This is a genomic window from Pseudomonas sp. B34(2017), from assembly GCF_002112915.1.
In the GTDB taxonomy this organism is placed as follows: domain Bacteria; phylum Pseudomonadota; class Gammaproteobacteria; order Pseudomonadales; family Pseudomonadaceae; genus Aquipseudomonas; species Aquipseudomonas pharyngis.
In genome coordinates, this window is the sequence record NZ_NEJA01000004.1 from 40,815 (window position 1) to 56,382 (window position 15,568).

Annotated in this window: 13 protein-coding genes; 5 read left to right on the plus strand and 8 right to left on the minus strand. The window is 61.9% G+C overall.

Annotated elements, in window-relative coordinates:
- The first annotated feature begins 396 nt into the window (after positions 1-396).
- Genes CAF80_RS13465 through CAF80_RS13475 form a run of 3 tightly spaced genes read left to right on the plus strand, consistent with a single transcriptional unit; the run spans position 397 to position 5,860 of the window.
- Positions 397-1,641, plus strand: a complete 1,245-nt coding sequence (locus tag CAF80_RS13465; RefSeq protein WP_085667605.1) for an exonuclease SbcCD subunit D C-terminal domain-containing protein — start codon at positions 397-399, stop codon at positions 1,639-1,641.
- The gene (locus CAF80_RS13470; protein WP_085667604.1) at positions 1,638-5,279 is read left to right on the plus strand and encodes an AAA family ATPase; all 3,642 of its coding nucleotides are present in this window, start codon (positions 1,638-1,640) and stop codon (positions 5,277-5,279) included. Before CAF80_RS13465 ends, CAF80_RS13470 begins: the two co-directional genes overlap by 4 nt.
- Positions 5,276-5,860, plus strand: a complete 585-nt coding sequence (locus CAF80_RS13475) for a glutathione S-transferase (protein ID WP_074688573.1) — start codon at positions 5,276-5,278, stop codon at positions 5,858-5,860. Before CAF80_RS13470 ends, CAF80_RS13475 begins: the two co-directional genes overlap by 4 nt.
- Positions 5,861-5,865: 5 nt before the next feature.
- Here the strand turns inward: CAF80_RS13475 and CAF80_RS13480 are convergent, their stop codons facing one another.
- The 8 genes from CAF80_RS13480 to CAF80_RS13520 form a co-directional block, all read right to left on the minus strand.
- Positions 5,866-6,123, minus strand: a complete 258-nt coding sequence (locus CAF80_RS13480) for a hypothetical protein (RefSeq protein ID WP_074688575.1) — start codon at positions 6,121-6,123, stop codon at positions 5,866-5,868.
- Positions 6,120-6,332: a hypothetical protein gene (locus tag CAF80_RS13485; RefSeq protein ID WP_039766857.1), complete on the minus strand. Its 213-nt coding sequence runs from the start codon at positions 6,330-6,332 to the stop codon at positions 6,120-6,122. The genes CAF80_RS13480 and CAF80_RS13485 overlap by 4 nt, the downstream gene beginning before the upstream one ends.
- A gap of 256 nt (positions 6,333-6,588) precedes the next feature.
- Entirely contained in the window at positions 6,589-6,768 is a 180-nt protein-coding gene (locus CAF80_RS13490; RefSeq protein WP_007941320.1) for a hypothetical protein, read from the minus strand.
- A gap of 156 nt (positions 6,769-6,924) precedes the next feature.
- On the minus strand, positions 6,925-8,100 hold the full coding sequence (locus CAF80_RS13495; RefSeq protein WP_074688577.1) for a lactonase family protein: 1,176 nt from the start codon (positions 8,098-8,100) through the stop codon (positions 6,925-6,927).
- Positions 8,097-8,405 (minus strand): DUF5629 family protein, encoded by a 309-nt coding sequence (locus CAF80_RS13500; protein WP_074688579.1) that lies wholly within the window; start codon positions 8,403-8,405, stop codon positions 8,097-8,099. Before CAF80_RS13500 ends, CAF80_RS13495 begins: the two co-directional genes overlap by 4 nt.
- A 196-nt stretch (positions 8,406-8,601) precedes the next feature.
- A complete protein-coding gene (locus CAF80_RS13510; protein ID WP_074688583.1) occupies positions 8,602-10,182 on the minus strand; it encodes an aldehyde dehydrogenase (NADP(+)) in 1,581 nt (526 codons plus the stop codon).
- Positions 10,183-10,191: 9 nt separating this feature from the next.
- A complete protein-coding gene (gene araD1 / locus CAF80_RS13515; protein ID WP_039766864.1) occupies positions 10,192-11,184 on the minus strand; it encodes an AraD1 family protein in 993 nt (330 codons plus the stop codon).
- Positions 11,185-11,219: 35 nt separating this feature from the next.
- Entirely contained in the window at positions 11,220-12,542 is a 1,323-nt protein-coding gene (locus CAF80_RS13520; protein WP_074688585.1) for an MFS transporter, read from the minus strand.
- A 193-nt stretch (positions 12,543-12,735) separates the two neighbouring features.
- On the opposite strand from CAF80_RS13520, the gene CAF80_RS13525 reads away from it, so the two are divergent.
- Positions 12,736-14,472, plus strand: a complete 1,737-nt coding sequence (locus tag CAF80_RS13525; RefSeq protein WP_039766867.1) for an IlvD/Edd family dehydratase — start codon at positions 12,736-12,738, stop codon at positions 14,470-14,472.
- 214 nt (positions 14,473-14,686) lie between these two features.
- Positions 14,687-15,406 carry a FadR/GntR family transcriptional regulator gene (locus tag CAF80_RS13530; protein ID WP_011334609.1) on the plus strand — a complete coding sequence of 240 codons (720 nt, stop codon included), beginning with the start codon at positions 14,687-14,689 and terminating at the stop codon, positions 15,404-15,406.
- Positions 15,407-15,568 lie beyond the last annotated feature (162 nt).

Here is a 15,568-nt window from a genome sequence, read left to right on the forward strand (position 1 = left end):
CAGGCAGGATGGGCGATTTGAAGGCAGGCGCGACAACCCCGACGGGCGCACGGTCAGCGCCAGTCAGAGCGAAGTGGGTTAGGGAGAAAGTTGCGCAAGGCAATCCAGCGTCGCCCAGTCGATCACGGCAAATGCCATGAAAACCTGTTCGTTCCCTCGTAGCGGCACACTGATATCAAATTAATGGCGCGATATTAGATGGCCACTATTTTGACGTCAATTATTGAATGCAACAGCGGTGCGCTGCCGATGAACGGTCATGGCCAAGTTGAGCGTCAATAAGACCGTCCTCCCGGCCTCGGTCAGCCCTCCTGACACAATAATCTGTAAACTCTCCCCTCTTTCGCCGCCCTCTCATCCCGGCGGCCATCACCTCTTTATATTGCGGAGTCAGCCTTGCGTCTGTTTCACACCTCCGACTGGCACCTTGGGCAGAACCTGCACGGCCAGGAGCGCGATTTCGAGCACGCCTGTTTTCTCGAGTGGCTGCTGCGCCAATTGAAGTTGGCGCAGCCGGACGTGCTGCTGATCGCCGGCGACATCTTCGACACGGTCAATCCGCCGGTCAAAGCCCAGGAACGCCTCTACGATTTCATCGTCAGCGCCCACGAACAGCAACCGTTGCTGACCATCGTGATGATCGCCGGCAACCACGATTCCGGTTCGCGGATCGAGCTGCCCGCGCCGTTGATGCGGCGTTTGCGCACCCATGCGTTGGGTCGGGTACTGTGGCTGGATGACGGACAACTGGATGCAGAACGTCTGCTGTTGCCGTTGCCGAATGCGTCCGGCGAGATCGCCGCGTGGTGCCTGGCGCTGCCGTTCCTTCGGCCTGCCGAGGTCACCGGCGCGCATCTGGGCGACAACTATTTGCGCGGCATTGGCCAGGTGCATGAATGGCTGATCGAAGCGGCCAATGCCAAACGCCAACCGGGCCAGGCGCTGGTCGCCATCAGCCATGCGCACATGGCCGGCGGCTCGGTGTCGGAAGACTCCGAACGCAGCCTGATCATCGGCAACGCCGAAGCGCTGCCCGCCAGCCTGTTCGGGCCGAGCATCAGTTATGTCGCGCTCGGCCACTTGCACAAGCCGCAGAAGGTCAACGGCGAAGAGCGGATTCGCTACAGCGGCTCGCCGATCCCGTTGTCGTTTTCGGAAATCAGTTATCAGCACCAGGTGCTCGACGTCGTTCTGGACGGCGAAACCCTGGTCAGCGTCGAGCCAATGCTGATCCCTCGCTCTGTCAATCTGCAGCGCCTCGGCCCTGCGCCGCTGGCGGAAATCCTGCTGCAACTGGCGGATCTGCCGAACATCGACCTGCTGGCCGAAACCCAGCGCCAACCGTGGCTGGAAGTGCGGGTGCGCCTCGACGAGCCACAGCCGGACCTGCGCCATCAGGTCGAAAGCGCCCTGCAAGGCAAGGCTGTGCGACTGGTGCGGATCGCCGCCGAATACGCCGGCAACCGTGGCGCTGATGGTGCCGAGGACGGCAGCGCGCTGATTGAACTGGACCAGCTCACGCCGCAGGAATTGTTCAGCCGCGCCTGGCTCGACAACTACGGCAATGAGGTCGACGAGCAAACCCTCAAGGACTTCGCCGAACTGCTGCAAGACGTACAAATGGAGGGCGAGCAGCCATGAAGATTCTCGCCATTCGCCTGAAGAACCTCGCTTCGCTGGCCGGCCCGTTCGAGATCGACTTCACCGCCGAACCGCTGGCCAGTGCTGGCCTGTTCGCCATCACCGGCCCGACCGGCGCCGGTAAAAGTACCCTGCTCGACGCCTTGTGCCTGGCGCTGTTCGGTGCCGTGCCGCGACTGAACAACACCGGGCGTGACGCCAAGGTGCCGGACGCCGACGGCGAAATCGCCACCGGTGACCCGCGCACCCTGCTGCGTCGCGGCACCGGTGAAGGCTTTGCCGAAGTGGATTTTGTCGGCGTCGATGGCCGTCGCTATCGCGCGCGCTGGGAAGCCAATCGCGCCCGGGAAAAGGCCGGCGGCAAGTTGCAGGCCAGCCGTCAGAGCCTGCGCGACATTGATCAGGATCAACTGCTCGCCAGTCAGAAAGGCGAGTACAAGACTCAGCTCGAAGCCGCGCTGGGCCTGAACTTCGAACAGTTCACCCGCGCCGTGCTGCTGGCCCAGAGCGAGTTCAGTGCCTTCCTCAAAGCCGACGACAACGACCGCAGCGAACTGCTGGAAAAACTCACCGACACCGCGCTCTACACCCGCCTCGGCCGCCGCGCATTCGACAAGACCAAAGAGGCCCGCGAAGCCCACAAGCAGTTGCAGGATCAGGCCACCGGCGTGACCCCGCTGGCCCCCGAAGCCCGCGCCGAACTCGATGAGCGCTTCAATGCCGCCCAGCAAAAACTGAAGTTGCAGCAGGCGCAGCTCAAGCAGATCGAGCAACAGCACGACTGGCTCAGGGAGCTGTTGCGGCTGCAAGACTCGCAACAAGCCGCCGCCGAGCAACTGCGCAGCGCCGAGCACGAGCGAGAGTCGCTGGCCGGCGAGCGCCTGAAGCTCACCCGCCTGGAACAACTTGCCCCGCAACGGCACCAGTTCGCCCGCAAGACCGAACTCGATGCACAGCTGACGCCGCTGGCCGCACAGATCCACGCGTACACCCGGCAACATGGCGAGCTGACCGAGCGCCAGACACGACTGGAACAGGATCTCGCCGCAGCGCAGATCGCCCTGACCCAGGCGCAAACGCAACTGAGCGAAAGCGCGCCGCTGTTGCGTCAGGCCTTCGAGGAGCAGAGCACCCTCGCCCGCCTCGCCAAGGACGTTGCGTCCGGCACCGAAGCGAAGCAAGCCGCTGAGCAAGCCTGTGCCCAGGGCCAGAGCGCGATCCAGTCCCTGCTCGATCAGCAAAAACAGGTCGCCGAACGCTTGCAGCGCATTGCCGCCGATCTTGAGCAAAGCGCTCACTTGGCACCGTTGAGCGAAGCGTGGAATGCCTACCGCGACCGCTTGCAGCAACTGATGCTGATCGGCAACCGGTTGAACAAGGGCCAAAGCGAACTCGCCTCCCTCGAAGAAAACGCCGCCCGCGCCACCGAAGCGCTCGCCACGCAGAAGCAACAGCTTGAAGTGCTGTTCAAAGAGGCCGGCGCCGAACCGGACGCGGTCGCCGAGCAGATCGGCATCCTCGGCACTCTGTTGCAGGACAACCGCAAGCAATTGCGCGCCGTCGAGGACCTGACGCGCCTGTGGGCCAGTCAGCAGGAGCTGGACAAACGCAGTGCCGAGCTGCAACAGCGTCAGCTCGATGCGCAACAGGAACGCGAGCGCCTGACCCAGGACGGGGTGAAGACCAAGTCCGAGCTGACCGTCGCCGAACAGACCCTCAACGTCACCCGTGAACTGCTCGAGCGTCAGCGTCTGGCCCGCAGTGCCAGTGTCGAAGAGCTGCGCGCGCAGTTGCAGGACGACCAGCCGTGCCCGGTCTGCGGCAGCAACGAGCATCCGTACCACCAGCCGGAAGCCTTGCTGCAAAGCCTCGGCCGTCACGATGAAAACGAGCAGGCCAGCGCGCAGCAAGCAGTCGATCAACTGAAGGAAAAACTCACCGAGCTGCGTGCCGATGTCGGTGGGGTGATTGCTCGGCAAAAGGAACTGCTGCAACAGCAGGAACAACTGGCCGCCCAGCAGCAGGCGCTGACGCCGAGCATCGAGGCACATCCGCTGGCGGCATCGTTGCAGAATCAGGACAGTGACAAGCGCGCCGCGTGGCTGACCCGCCAGAACGAACAACTGAATCAGAGCATCACCCAGGACGAACAGCGCCAGACCGCCCTGCTCACGCTGCAACAGGACGCGGCGCGCCTGACCCAGCAATTGCGTCAGGCCGAGACGGCGCACCAGCAAGCGGCCCAACACCTGAGCAATCAGCAACGCGAGCTGGGCGCTGACCGCCAGCGCCTGGACGAAGAACTGGCGGCCTTCGCCACACTGCTGCCGAGCGACACCCTCGAAGCCCTGCGCGCCGAACCGGCGGCGACCTTCATGCAGCTTGACCGGCAGATCGCCGAACGTCTGGCGCAAGTCGATCAGCAGAAGGAAGAACTGGCCGAACAGCAACAGCGCCAGCAGACGCTCGATAAAGAACAGGACCGCCAACTGGGCCGAGTGCAGCAGCTGCAAAACGCTGAACAGCAACTTAACACGCTGACCGAACAGCAACTCGCCAGCCAGGAAAAACTGGCGCAATTGCTCGGCGAGCACACCTGCGCCGAGCATTGGCAGCAGCAACTGGAACAGGCCGTGGAACAGGCGCGCAGCGCCGAATCCACGACGACTCAGGCGCTACAGGAAGCACGTACGCAGTGGGTGCAAATCGCCGCCGAACTCAAGGCGCAGCAAGAGCGTCTGCAAGCGCTGGAAACCGAAGATCGTGATCTGGCCGGCAAGATTGCCGACTGGCGCGCCCGTCATCCGGAGCTGGATGACGGTGGCCTCGAAGACCTGCTGCGGATTGATGACGCGCAAGTTGATGAGCTGCGCCAGCGCTTGCAGCGCAACGAAAAAGCCGTTGAACAGGCCACGGTGTTGGTGCAGGAACGCGATCAGCGTCTGCTCGAACATCAGGGCCAACACAACGGCAACCTGGACGCCGAACAACTCGCCAGCGCCCTCGCCGACCTGCAAAACCAGTGCACGGCCAGCGAACAGCAATGCGCCGAACTGCGCGCCGAGCAGGCCGAAGACCAGCGCCGCCAGAACGCCAATCAGGCGCTGGCGCAGCAGATCGCCGATGCCTATGCCGAATATCAGCGCTGGGCGCGGCTCAATGCGCTGATCGGCTCGGCCACCGGCGACACGTTCCGCAAGATCGCCCAGGCCTACAACCTCGACCTGCTGGTGCATCACGCCAACGTGCAGCTGCGGCAACTGGTCAAGCGCTACCGCCTCAAGCGCGGCGGCAGCATGCTCGGCCTGCTGGTGATGGACACCGAAATGGGCGACGAACTGCGCTCGGTGCATTCGTTGTCCGGCGGCGAAACCTTCCTGGTGTCGCTGGCGCTCGCCCTGGGCCTGGCCTCGATGGCGTCGAGCACGTTGAAGATCGAATCGCTGTTCATCGACGAAGGCTTCGGCAGTCTCGATCCGGAATCCCTGCAACTGGCCATGGACGCCCTCGACGGCTTGCAGGCTCAAGGGCGCAAGGTTGCGGTGATTTCCCACGTACAGGAAATGCACGAACGGATTCCGGTACAGATTCAGGTGCAGCGACAAGGCAACGGTTTGAGCACGCTGGAGGTGAAATGAACACGCTGTATTCCTTCCGCCGCTGCCCGTACGCGATGCGGGCACGGATGGCCCTGCGTTATTCGGGCGTGCCGGTGGAGATCGTCGAAGTCAGCCTCAAGGCCAAACCGGCCCAGATGCTGGCGATCTCGCCCAAGGGCACGGTGCCGGTGCTGGATGCGGACGGTCAGGTGATCGACGAGAGCCTGGAGATCATGCACTGGGCGCTGGCGCAGCATGATCCGGATGACTGGTTGCTGGGTGGCGATTCAAGGATCGCCGAGTTGATTGAAGCCAACGATCAAGTGTTCAAGATTCACTTGAATCGCTACAAGTACGCCGAGCGTTATCCGGAACAGCCGATGGAGGTTTATCGCGCCGAAGGTGCTCTGTTCTTGCAGAAACTGGATGAGTTGCTCGAGGGTCGCGATTACTTGTTGACCGCGCATCCGAGCCTGGCCGATATCGCGCTGTTGCCGTTCGTTCGCCAGTTTGCTCACGTTGATCGTGACTGGTTTGCACAGACGCCTTACGTGCGGTTGCAGGCCTGGTTGCAGCGGTTTCTGGAGTCGGAACTGTTCACCGGCATCATGAAAAAGTAGGCGCGTTACGCCAACACTTCACACATGCCGATGACCGAGCAATCCACTTCGAACGGGCCGAGAAAACCGCTGGCGGTTTTCGCCGGCGGATTGCCGGCCAGCAGCCCCAGCGCATTGGCCCGTTCGATGTTGTGCGCGATGTTGTGGTTGGCCTCTATGGCCCGGGCCAGCCCGCCGACCGAGCCTTGGCCGAATCCCAACAGGGAAGCGCCGTTGGTCATGAACGCCAGTCCGGCAATGACCCAGAGTCTGTAGCCTTTCATGCTCCGCCGACTCCCGCGAGCTCAGCTGAACCGACCGCTGCGTTTTGTGAGCGAAGTTCGAACTGGATGCCGGGATGTGCAACGTCGATCGGTGCTTCGAAGCTGTGTTGCGACTGCGACGCCAGACTGACAAACAGCACCATGACCAGGTACAGACCGATGGCCACGTAGGCGCCGCGTTTGGCGGAAGTGATGATTGAAGTGGCCATGATGTGTGCTCCGTGGACAATGTTTCGAGGTCCACAGAATCGATCAAAAAAGCCGGGGTATCCACTCAGGGTTTTCCATAGTAACCATCAGCTTCGTTGATTATTTAGCCGATCTATCTCGTCGTTTGAAAATAGCTATCGTCGGTCGTTGCGCAGGCAAAAAACTGCCCAAGGCTGCGATCTTTTGATTTTGCTTTTTCAGGAAACAAGATCAAAGGATCGCAGCCTTGGGCAGTTCCAGGGCGTAACGGAAATTTCAGTGTTGAGCTTTGTGATCCAGCGCGGCGTAGAAGTTGGCGCTTTGTTGCAGGTATTTCTGGGTGTAGCTCTGGGTGTGGGATTTTTTGTCGCTGATTTCAACGTTGGCACTGGCTGGCAGAGCCACGGTGGCGGAGATGGCGGAAGCGGCAATTACGGAGAAGAGATTGAAGTTCATGGCGGTAACCCTCGTGTTCAGTTGGCTTGCTTGCCCGGTTGGGCCGTGGAGCAAACTTAACGCTCGAGGGTCGATCGCTTGAAATGCTTTGCAACATTACCTGTTATCAGCAGGATTAATACATAGCTTCAGGCCCCGTAGAACGGGGCCTGCGGCTTATTGACGCATGAGGAACTTGATATCGCTCGGGGCGTCCATCGGCAGTTTTTGTACGGTTTTGCCCAGCAGACCGGTCTTGCTGTCGCGCTCGACCACGACAATCTGGTTGCTCTTCTGGTTGGCGATCAGCAGGAATTTGCCGCTTGGGTCGAGGCTGAACTCACGGGGGTGATCGCCTTCCACCGAACGTCGTTGCAGTTCCTTGAGCTGGCCGCTGGCCGGATCAATAGCGAATACCAGCAGCTGATTGGCGGTGCCACGGTTGCTGACATAGAGAAATTTGCCGTCGGCGGACGCGTGCAACGCGGCGGCAGCCTTGTCCGAGGTGGGTTGGCCGGCCGCCAGATCGACCAGTTGCGTCTGGGTCAGCACGCCGTCGTGGTAATCGAACACCGCAACCTGGGCGCTCATTTCCATGGTCAGCCAGGCGTGTTTGCCTTCGGCGCTGAACAACAGATGACGCGGGCCGCTGCCGGCGGGCAAAGGCACAGAAGCGGTCATCGCCGGCGTCAATGGCAAGTCCGGGTTGGCCTTGGGATCGAACAGGTAGACAAAGACCTTGTCCGCGCCCAGATCGTTGGAGAACACATAACGACCGTCCGGCGAGGAAACTGTCGAGTGCACGTGGTTCGAGGCCTGACGCTCGAGATTGATCCGGCTCGCCGGGTGCGCGCTCATCTGCACCACCGGTTTGAGCTTGCCGTCGCTGCCCACCGGCAATACCGCAAGGGTGCCGCCCGGATCTTCCATCACCGAATAGTTGCTGACGAACAGATGGCTGGCGTCGCCGCTGAGGCTGGAATGGGTCGGCTCGTTGCCCAGGCTCTGGACCTGATTGATCAGGGTCAGTGCGTGGGTCTTCGGATCGATGGAATAACTGCTGACGCGACCGACCGGGTCTTTCTGCCCAGGGCCGTTTTCGTTGACCACAAACAGCCGACGCTGATCCTTCGACAGGGTCAGCCATGACGGGTTTTCACTCTTGATCACTTGCAGCGGCTTGGCGTCGATCTGGCCGGTAGCGCTGTTGAAGTTCATCCGGTAAATGCCTTCGCTGGTATCGGCGGTGTAGGAGCCCACCAAAAACTGGAAGCTCTCGGCCGAGGCACTGGAAAGGCCCATCGCGCCGACGCTGCCGGCTATCAGCAATGGCCAGAATTTACGCATGTTCATTCAGTTTCGTCCTCGTCGTCGGCACTGCTCAGTACATCACCGAGGCACACCAGACGGTGCTCGCCGACGGTTTTGGTGTCGCTGGCAAAACCGACGATCAGCCAACTCTGCAAATCTTGATCAAACGTCGCCGCTGCCACCTGCGCCGGGGTGAACTCCCAATGCTTGGCTGCCCGGCCATCGATGCATTCGATGTGCAGGTTGTCGTCTTCGTCGAGGGCGAATTCGAAAGCGTGCAGGCCGTCGATTTCGACCATACCGCAGTGTTCGAGGGCGTTGAGAAGGGTTTCGGTTACGGCAGTCATGGCAATCATGTCTTTCAGGGGGAAAGGGGCAATGATAGCTCAAAGCCCCTGCTCTTGATCGTTCCCACGCTCTGCGTGGGAATGCCTCAAGGGACGCTCCGCGTTCCAGCTCTCGAATGGGACGCGGAGCGTCCCGGGCTGCATTCCCACGCGGACGGTTCGACGCCTCGACGTGGGAACGATCATGGTGTGTGAGTTAAAGGGCTTCGCGCGATGGCTTGCCATCGACCAGCCGCTGTATGCGCAACGGGTTGGCGTTTTTCAGCGGTTCCGGCAGCAGACTGTCGGGGTAGTTCTGGAAGCACACCGGACGCAGGAATCGATCGATCGCCAGCGTGCCCACCGAAGTGCCGCGGGCATCGGACGTCGCCGGATAAGGCCCGCCGTGCACCATCGAATCGCACACTTCGACACCGGTCGGATAACCATTGAGCAGGATCCGTCCGACCTTCTGCTCCAGCAACGGCGTCAGCTCCGGGAAGCGCTCGAAATCCGTCTGCTCGCCGATGATGGTCGCCGTCAGTTGCCCGTGCAGGCCCTGCAACGCCGCGCTCAACTGCGCCTTGTCGGCCACTTCGACAATCACCGTGGTCGGGCCGAACACTTCTTCCTGCAGCACTTCATCGCCATCGATCAGCAGGCTGACATCGGCCTTGAACAACTGCGGCTGCGCCTGATTGCCCTGCTGCGGATTGCCCGCCAGATGCTCGATGCCGGCGTGCGCCAGGAGTTTTTCCAGGCCTTTGCCGTAGCTGCCGAGGGTGCCGGCATTGAGCATGGTTTGCGCCGGTTGATCACCGATCAGCGCCGCGACTTGCTCAACGAATGCGGTGAACTGTGGCGAACGGATGCCGATCACCAGGCCCGGATTGGTACAGAACTGACCACAGCCCTGTACCACCGACGCGGTCAGATCGCGGGCGACGGTTTCCGATCGCACGGCCAGCGCCTGGGGCAACACAATCACCGGGTTGATGCTCGACATCTCGGCGAACACCGGGATCGGCTGAGGCCGCGCGGCGGCCATGTCGCACAGCGCCCGTCCGCCCCGCAGCGAACCGGTGAAACCAACCGCCTGAATGGCCGGATGTTTGACCAGCCATTCACCGACGCCACCACCGTAGATCATGTTGAACACACCGGCCGGCATCGCGGTTTTTTCTGCTGCACGAATCAGCGCATCGGCGACCAGCTCAGCGGTGGCCATGTGGCCGCTGTGGGCCTTGAAAACCACCGGGCAACCGGCCGCCAGCGCCGATGCGGTATCGCCGCCAGCAGTAGAGAACGCCAGCGGAAAATTGCTAGCGCCGAACACCGCCACCGGCCCCAGGCCGATACGGTACTGGCGCAGATCCGGACGCGGCAACGGCTGACGATCCGGCAACGGCAGGTCGATCCGCGCACCGTAGAAATCACCGCGCCGCAGGACTTTGGCGAACAAGCGCATCTGGCCGCTGGTGCGCCCTCTTTCGCCTTGAATCCGCCCGGCCGGCAGCGCGGTTTCGCGACAGACCACGGCGACGAAATCATCACCCAGTGCGTCCAGCTCATCGGCAATCGCATCGAGAAACTGCGCGCGGCGTTCGGCGCTGAGGCTGCGATACGCCGGATACGCCGCCGCAGCGGCCTTGGCGGCAGCGTCGACTTCCGCTTCCGTGGCCTGAATGAAATCGTGGGGCAGTGCCTCGCCCGTGGTGGCGTCGACGCTCTGCAGCTTGACGCTGCCCGCCGCGCTGCGACGACCGCCGATGTAGTTGTGACCGAGAATCTGAGTCATGGGATCTCCTTAAAGGGTGCCAATGCTGTCCGGTTCGAATGCCGCTGCGACCGGGGCGATGCCGTTGACCAGCGGTGCGCCGAATTCGGCCTGGCTGATCTCGAACACGTCGCCCGGCTGAGTGCGGATGCCATCGGCGAACGACAGGGTCGCGGTGCCGAAAAAGTGAATGTGCACGTCGCCAGGACGCAGGAACTGGCGGTACTTGAAGTGGTGGTATTCGAGGTTCGCCAGGCTGTGGCACATATTGGCCTCGCCGCTGAGGAACTCGTTCTGCCACAGCACTTCGCCGTCGCGCAGGATGCGGCTGGTGCCCGCCAGGTGTTGAGGCAATTCACCCGTGCGAAGTTCCGGGCCGTAGCTGCAACTGCGCAGCTTGGAGTGGGCCAGGTACAGGTAATTCTTGCGTTCCATGACGTGATCGGAAAACTCGTTGCCCACCGCAAACCCGAGGCGATACGGCTTGCCGTCGTGGCCGATGATGTAGAGGCCGGCCATCTCCGGTTCCTCGCCAGCGTCTTCGGCAAACGGCGGCAGCGGGAACGGCTGACCGGGACGCACGACAATGCTGCCGTCGCCCTTGTAGAACCACTCCGGCTGCACCCCGGCCTGCCCCGCAGCCGGTTTGCCGCCCTCCACGCCCCATTTGAAGATGCGCATGGTGTCGGTCATCGCCGCTTCGTCGCCGGCCTGCTGGTGCATCTTGTCCCGGGCCGACGCGCTGCCGAGGTGCGTGAGGCCCGTGCCGCTGACAAGCAAGTGCGCCGGGTCCGGGTGATCAAGTGGCGGCAGGATCCGCAGTTGGGCCAGCAACTCGGCGTAATCATGGCTGATGCCCAGGCCGAGGGTCTGCACTTGCTGCGCGAGCGTGTTGCCGGCCTCGATTGCCGCCAAGGCAAGATCACGAACCGTGCGCGCATCCTGCACTTCACGCACCAGACCGCCCTCGACCACCCCGACACGGCGCTCGCCGTTACTCAATTCGAATTGAACCAGATGCATGATGTTCTCCTGTTAAAACAAATCCTGGATCGAAATCAGGTGCGTGTCGCACCGCGTGCGCTCGCTGCAAATTGCTCGACTGGCAGCACATGCTTGCGCTCCAGCAAGCGATAGACGACACCCGTCAGAATCAGCCCGAACACCATCACCCCGGACAGGAAGTACAGGCCCGAAGCGAGGTTGCCGGTGTATTCCTTCAGCGCGCCGATCACGAACGGGCCGATGTAACCGCCGAGGTTGCCCACCGAGTTGATCAAGGCGATCCCGGCCGCCGCGCTGGCACCGGCAAAGAATCGGCCCGGCAGCGTCCAGAACACTGCCGTGCAGGAAAACAGCGCAAACGCCACCAGACACAACGCCGCCAGTTGCGCCACCGGCAAGGACAGCCAGGCGCTGAGGAACAGGCCCATGGCACCCAGCACATAGAGCACCGCCAGATGGCCGTAGCGGTCGTTCAAGCGGTCGGAACTGCGCGGAATGATCAGCAGGCCGATGATCCCGAAGATGTACGGCACCGAGGACACGAAACCGGTGACCAGATCACTGCCGCCAAACTGTTTGATCAGGGTCGGCAACCACAGGCCCAGGCCATAGATGCTCAGGGTCACCGGCAGGTAGAACAGCGCCAGCAGCAATACGCGTTTGTCTTTCAGCGCATGCAGCGGATTGCCGTGACGGGTCTGGCCGTATTCCTGCAGGTCCTTTTTCAGCTCGCCGGTCAGCCAGTCCTTCTCGGCCTGGTCCATCCATTTCACTTGCTGCGGGCCGTCCGGCAGCCAGCGCAATACCGGCCAGGTCAGCAGGATCGCCGGGGTGCCGATAACGATGAACAACCACTGCCAGCCGTGCAGGCCGAGGATGCCGTCCATGCCCAGCAGGCCGCCGGACACAGGGCCGGTGATCATCATCGCGATGGGTTGGGAAAGGATGAACAGCCCGAGGATCTTGCCGCGATGGCGCACCGGGAACCATTGGGTGATGTAGTAAAGAACGCCGGGAAAGAACCCCGCCTCCGCCGCGCCGAGCAGAAAGCGCATCACGTAGAAACTGTGCGGGCCCTGGACGAAGGCCATGCCGATGGTGATCGCGCCCCAGGTGATCATGATCCGCGCAAACCAGCGCCGCGCGCCGAAGCGTTCGAGCATCAGGTTGCTGGGGATTTCAAACAGAAAGTAGCCGATGAAAAACAGCCCGGCGCCGAGGCCGTAGGCGGCATCGCCGATACCGATGTCGGCGCCCATGTGCAGCTTGGCGAAGCCGACGGCGGAGCGATCCACATAGGCGATCAGGTACAGCAGGATCAGGAAGGGAATCAGTTTCAGCGTGATGCGCCGGACAAGCCGCAGTTCCTGGCTCATGAGATCGGTCTCCGATTGTTGTTTTTATGGAACCTCGGGGGACGCCTCTCGCGGAAAACCGCCAGGGCCATCCCTCCGTCGAAAACGACTATATAGTAATACTAATTACGCAACAACACTTCCAAACCGGCGATTTTGCGCTTATGTTTAGCCAAAGCTCGCAAACAATAGTCTTACAATAAGAGAATCGATCATGTCTGATAAGAAACCCACCCTGCGCTCCGCCCAATGGTTTGGCACGGCCGACAAGAACGGCTTCATGTACCGCAGCTGGATGAAGAATCAGGGCATCGCCGACCATCAGTTTCACGGCAAGCCGATCATCGGCATCTGCAACACCTGGTCGGAACTGACTCCGTGCAACGCGCACTTCCGCCAGATCGCGGAACACGTCAAACGCGGGGTGATCGAGGCTGGCGGCTTCCCGGTGGAATTCCCGGTGTTCTCCAATGGCGAATCGAACCTGCGCCCGACCGCCATGCTCACCCGCAACCTGGCGAGCATGGACGTCGAGGAAGCGATTCGCGGCAACCCGATTGACGGCGTGGTGCTGCTGACCGGTTGCGACAAGACCACCCCGGCCCTGCTGATGGGCGCGGCCAGTTGCGACGTACCGGCGATTGTCGTCACCGGCGGGCCGATGCTCAACGGCAAGCACAAGGGCAAGGACATCGGCTCCGGCACCGTGGTCTGGCAGCTCAGCGAACAGGTCAAGGCCGGCACCATCACGATTGACGATTTCCTCGCGGCCGAGGGCGGCATGTCTCGCTCGGCCGGCACCTGCAACACCATGGGCACCGCGTCGACCATGGCTTGCATGGCCGAAGCACTGGGCACGTCCCTGCCGCACAACGCGGCGATTCCGGCAGTGGATGCGCGGCGTTATGTGTTGGCGCACATGTCCGGCATGCGCGCGGTAGAGATGGTTCGTGAGGATCTCAAACTGTCGAAGATCCTGACCAAGGAAGCCTTCGAAAACGCGATCCGGGTCAACGCAGCGATTGGTGGTTCGACCAACGCGGTGATCCACCTCAAAGCCATCGCCGGGCGCATCGGCGTCGAGCTGGATCTGGACGACTGGACGCGCATCGGTCGCGGCATGCCGACCATCGTCGACCTGCAACCGTCCGGGCGTTTCCTGATGGAGGAGTTCTACTACGCGGGCGGTTTGCCGGCCGTGCTGCGGCGTCTTGGCGAGGCCAATCTGATTCCCAACCCGAACGCTTTGACCGTCAACGGCAAATCCATCGGCGAGAACACCAAGGACGCGCCGATTTACGGTGAAGACGAAGTGATCCGCCCCCTCGACAATCCGATCCGCGCCGACGGCGGCATCTGCGTGTTGCGCGGCAACCTGGCACCGCTGGGTGCGGTGCTCAAGCCGTCAGCCGCCACGCCGGAACTGATGCAGCACCGTGGCCGCGCCGTCGTGTTCGAGAACTTCGACATGTACAAGGCGCGGATCAACGACCCGGAACTGGACGTCGATGCGAACTCGATTCTGGTGATGAAGAACTGCGGGCCGAAGGGTTATCCGGGCATGGCCGAAGTCGGCAACATGGGTTTGCCGGCCAAGCTGCTGGCGCAGGGCGTGACCGATATGGTGCGCATCTCCGATGCACGGATGAGCGGCACCGCTTACGGCACCGTTGTTTTGCACGTCGCCCCGGAAGCAGCGGCCGGCGGGCCTTTGGCAGCGGTGAAGGAAGGTGACTGGATCGAGCTGGATTGTGCCAGCGGGCGCTTGCACCTGGACATTCCGGACGCCGAACTGGCAGCGCGCATGGCGGATCTGCAACCGCCGCAGCAACTCTTGGTGGGTGGGTATCGTCAGTTGTACATCGACCATGTGCTACAGGCGGATCAGGGTTGCGATTTCGACTTCCTCGTTGGTTGCCGAGGGGCTGAAGTCCCGCGCCATTCCCACTAAAACCGCCGACTGATCGTTCCCACGCTCCGCGTGGGAATGCAGCCCGGGACGCTCTGCGTCCCATTCGAGAGCTGGAACGCAGAGCGTCCCTTCAGGCATTCCCACGCAGACGGTTCGACGCCTCGACGTGGGAACGATCATTGCCTCGCTCCAGATTACGCCGTGCCTGCTATGATGCGCGGCATCTCCATCGCTCAGGATCGCGTCACTCCCCATGGATTACCGCAAACCTTCCGACCGTAAAAGCATGCACTCGCGCATCGTCCAGGAACTGGGCATGCAGATTGTTTCCGGACGCTTTCTGCCCTGCGACAAACTGCCCGCCGAAGCCCTGCTCTGCGAGGAGTACGCGGTCAGCCGGCCGGTGTTGCGCGAAGCCACCCGAGTGCTGGTCGCCAAGGGCCTGGTGTATTCGAAACCGCGCGTCGGCACCGTGGTCAAGCCGCGCCGCGAATGGCACATGCTCGACCCGGACGTATTGCACTGGTTGATGCAAAGCAGCCCGCAGAACGAGTTCTTCAATGTTCTGACCAGCGTGCGCAGCATCATCGAACCGGCCGCCGCCGCCCTCGCCGCCCAGCACGCCACCGATGCCGACATTGCGTCGATTGCCGAGGCTTACCAGCGCATGGAAGCAGCGCCAACGCCTGAGGCCTTGCTGCAACCGGATCTGGACTTTCACAGCCGGATTGCCGACGCGACCCACAACGATTTGCTGGCCAACCTGTGCAACATGCTTGCGGTGGCGATTGCCGAGGCGTTGAAGCATTCGAACCAGCGGCCGAATCTGCATGAACTGGCGTTGCCTCGGCACAAGGCGATTTTGACGGCTATCGAGAATCGGGATGCGTTGGGGGCACGGCATGCGACGTTGGTGCAGTTGGATGATGCGCGCAGTGCCTTGAGTGTTGTGCTGGGGGCGGATCTTTCGTAAGCCTTGAGACCGCCTGCCCTCACCCTAGCCCTCTCCCGGAGGGAGAGGGAACCGATCCGGGGATATTAGCGATCTACACCGACTTGAACGACCTGCTTTGAATCCATAATCGACTCGGTTTTCCAGGTCGATGTATCACGCGAGACATTGCGGTCGGTCCCC

Coding starts and splice junctions, on each gene's coding strand:
- CAF80_RS13470 (WP_085667604.1), top strand. CDS start 1,638: ATGAAGATTCTCGCCATTCGCCTGAAGAACCTCGCTTCGCTGGCCGGC.
- CAF80_RS13475 (WP_074688573.1), top strand. CDS start 5,276: ATGAACACGCTGTATTCCTTCCGCCGCTGCCCGTACGCGATGCGGGCA.
- CAF80_RS13480 (WP_074688575.1), bottom strand. CDS start 6,123: ATGAAAGGCTACAGACTCTGGGTCATTGCCGGACTGGCGTTCATGACC.
- CAF80_RS13485 (WP_039766857.1), bottom strand. CDS start 6,332: ATGGCCACTTCAATCATCACTTCCGCCAAACGCGGCGCCTACGTGGCC.
- CAF80_RS13490 (WP_007941320.1), bottom strand. CDS start 6,768: ATGAACTTCAATCTCTTCTCCGTAATTGCCGCTTCCGCCATCTCCGCC.
- CAF80_RS13495 (WP_074688577.1), bottom strand. CDS start 8,100: ATGAACATGCGTAAATTCTGGCCATTGCTGATAGCCGGCAGCGTCGGC.
- CAF80_RS13500 (WP_074688579.1), bottom strand. CDS start 8,405: ATGACTGCCGTAACCGAAACCCTTCTCAACGCCCTCGAACACTGCGGT.
- CAF80_RS13510 (WP_074688583.1), bottom strand. CDS start 10,182: ATGACTCAGATTCTCGGTCACAACTACATCGGCGGTCGTCGCAGCGCG.
- araD1 (WP_039766864.1), bottom strand. CDS start 11,184: ATGCATCTGGTTCAATTCGAATTGAGTAACGGCGAGCGCCGTGTCGGG.
- CAF80_RS13520 (WP_074688585.1), bottom strand. CDS start 12,542: ATGAGCCAGGAACTGCGGCTTGTCCGGCGCATCACGCTGAAACTGATT.
- CAF80_RS13525 (WP_039766867.1), top strand. CDS start 12,736: ATGTCTGATAAGAAACCCACCCTGCGCTCCGCCCAATGGTTTGGCACG.
- CAF80_RS13530 (WP_011334609.1), top strand. CDS start 14,687: ATGGATTACCGCAAACCTTCCGACCGTAAAAGCATGCACTCGCGCATC.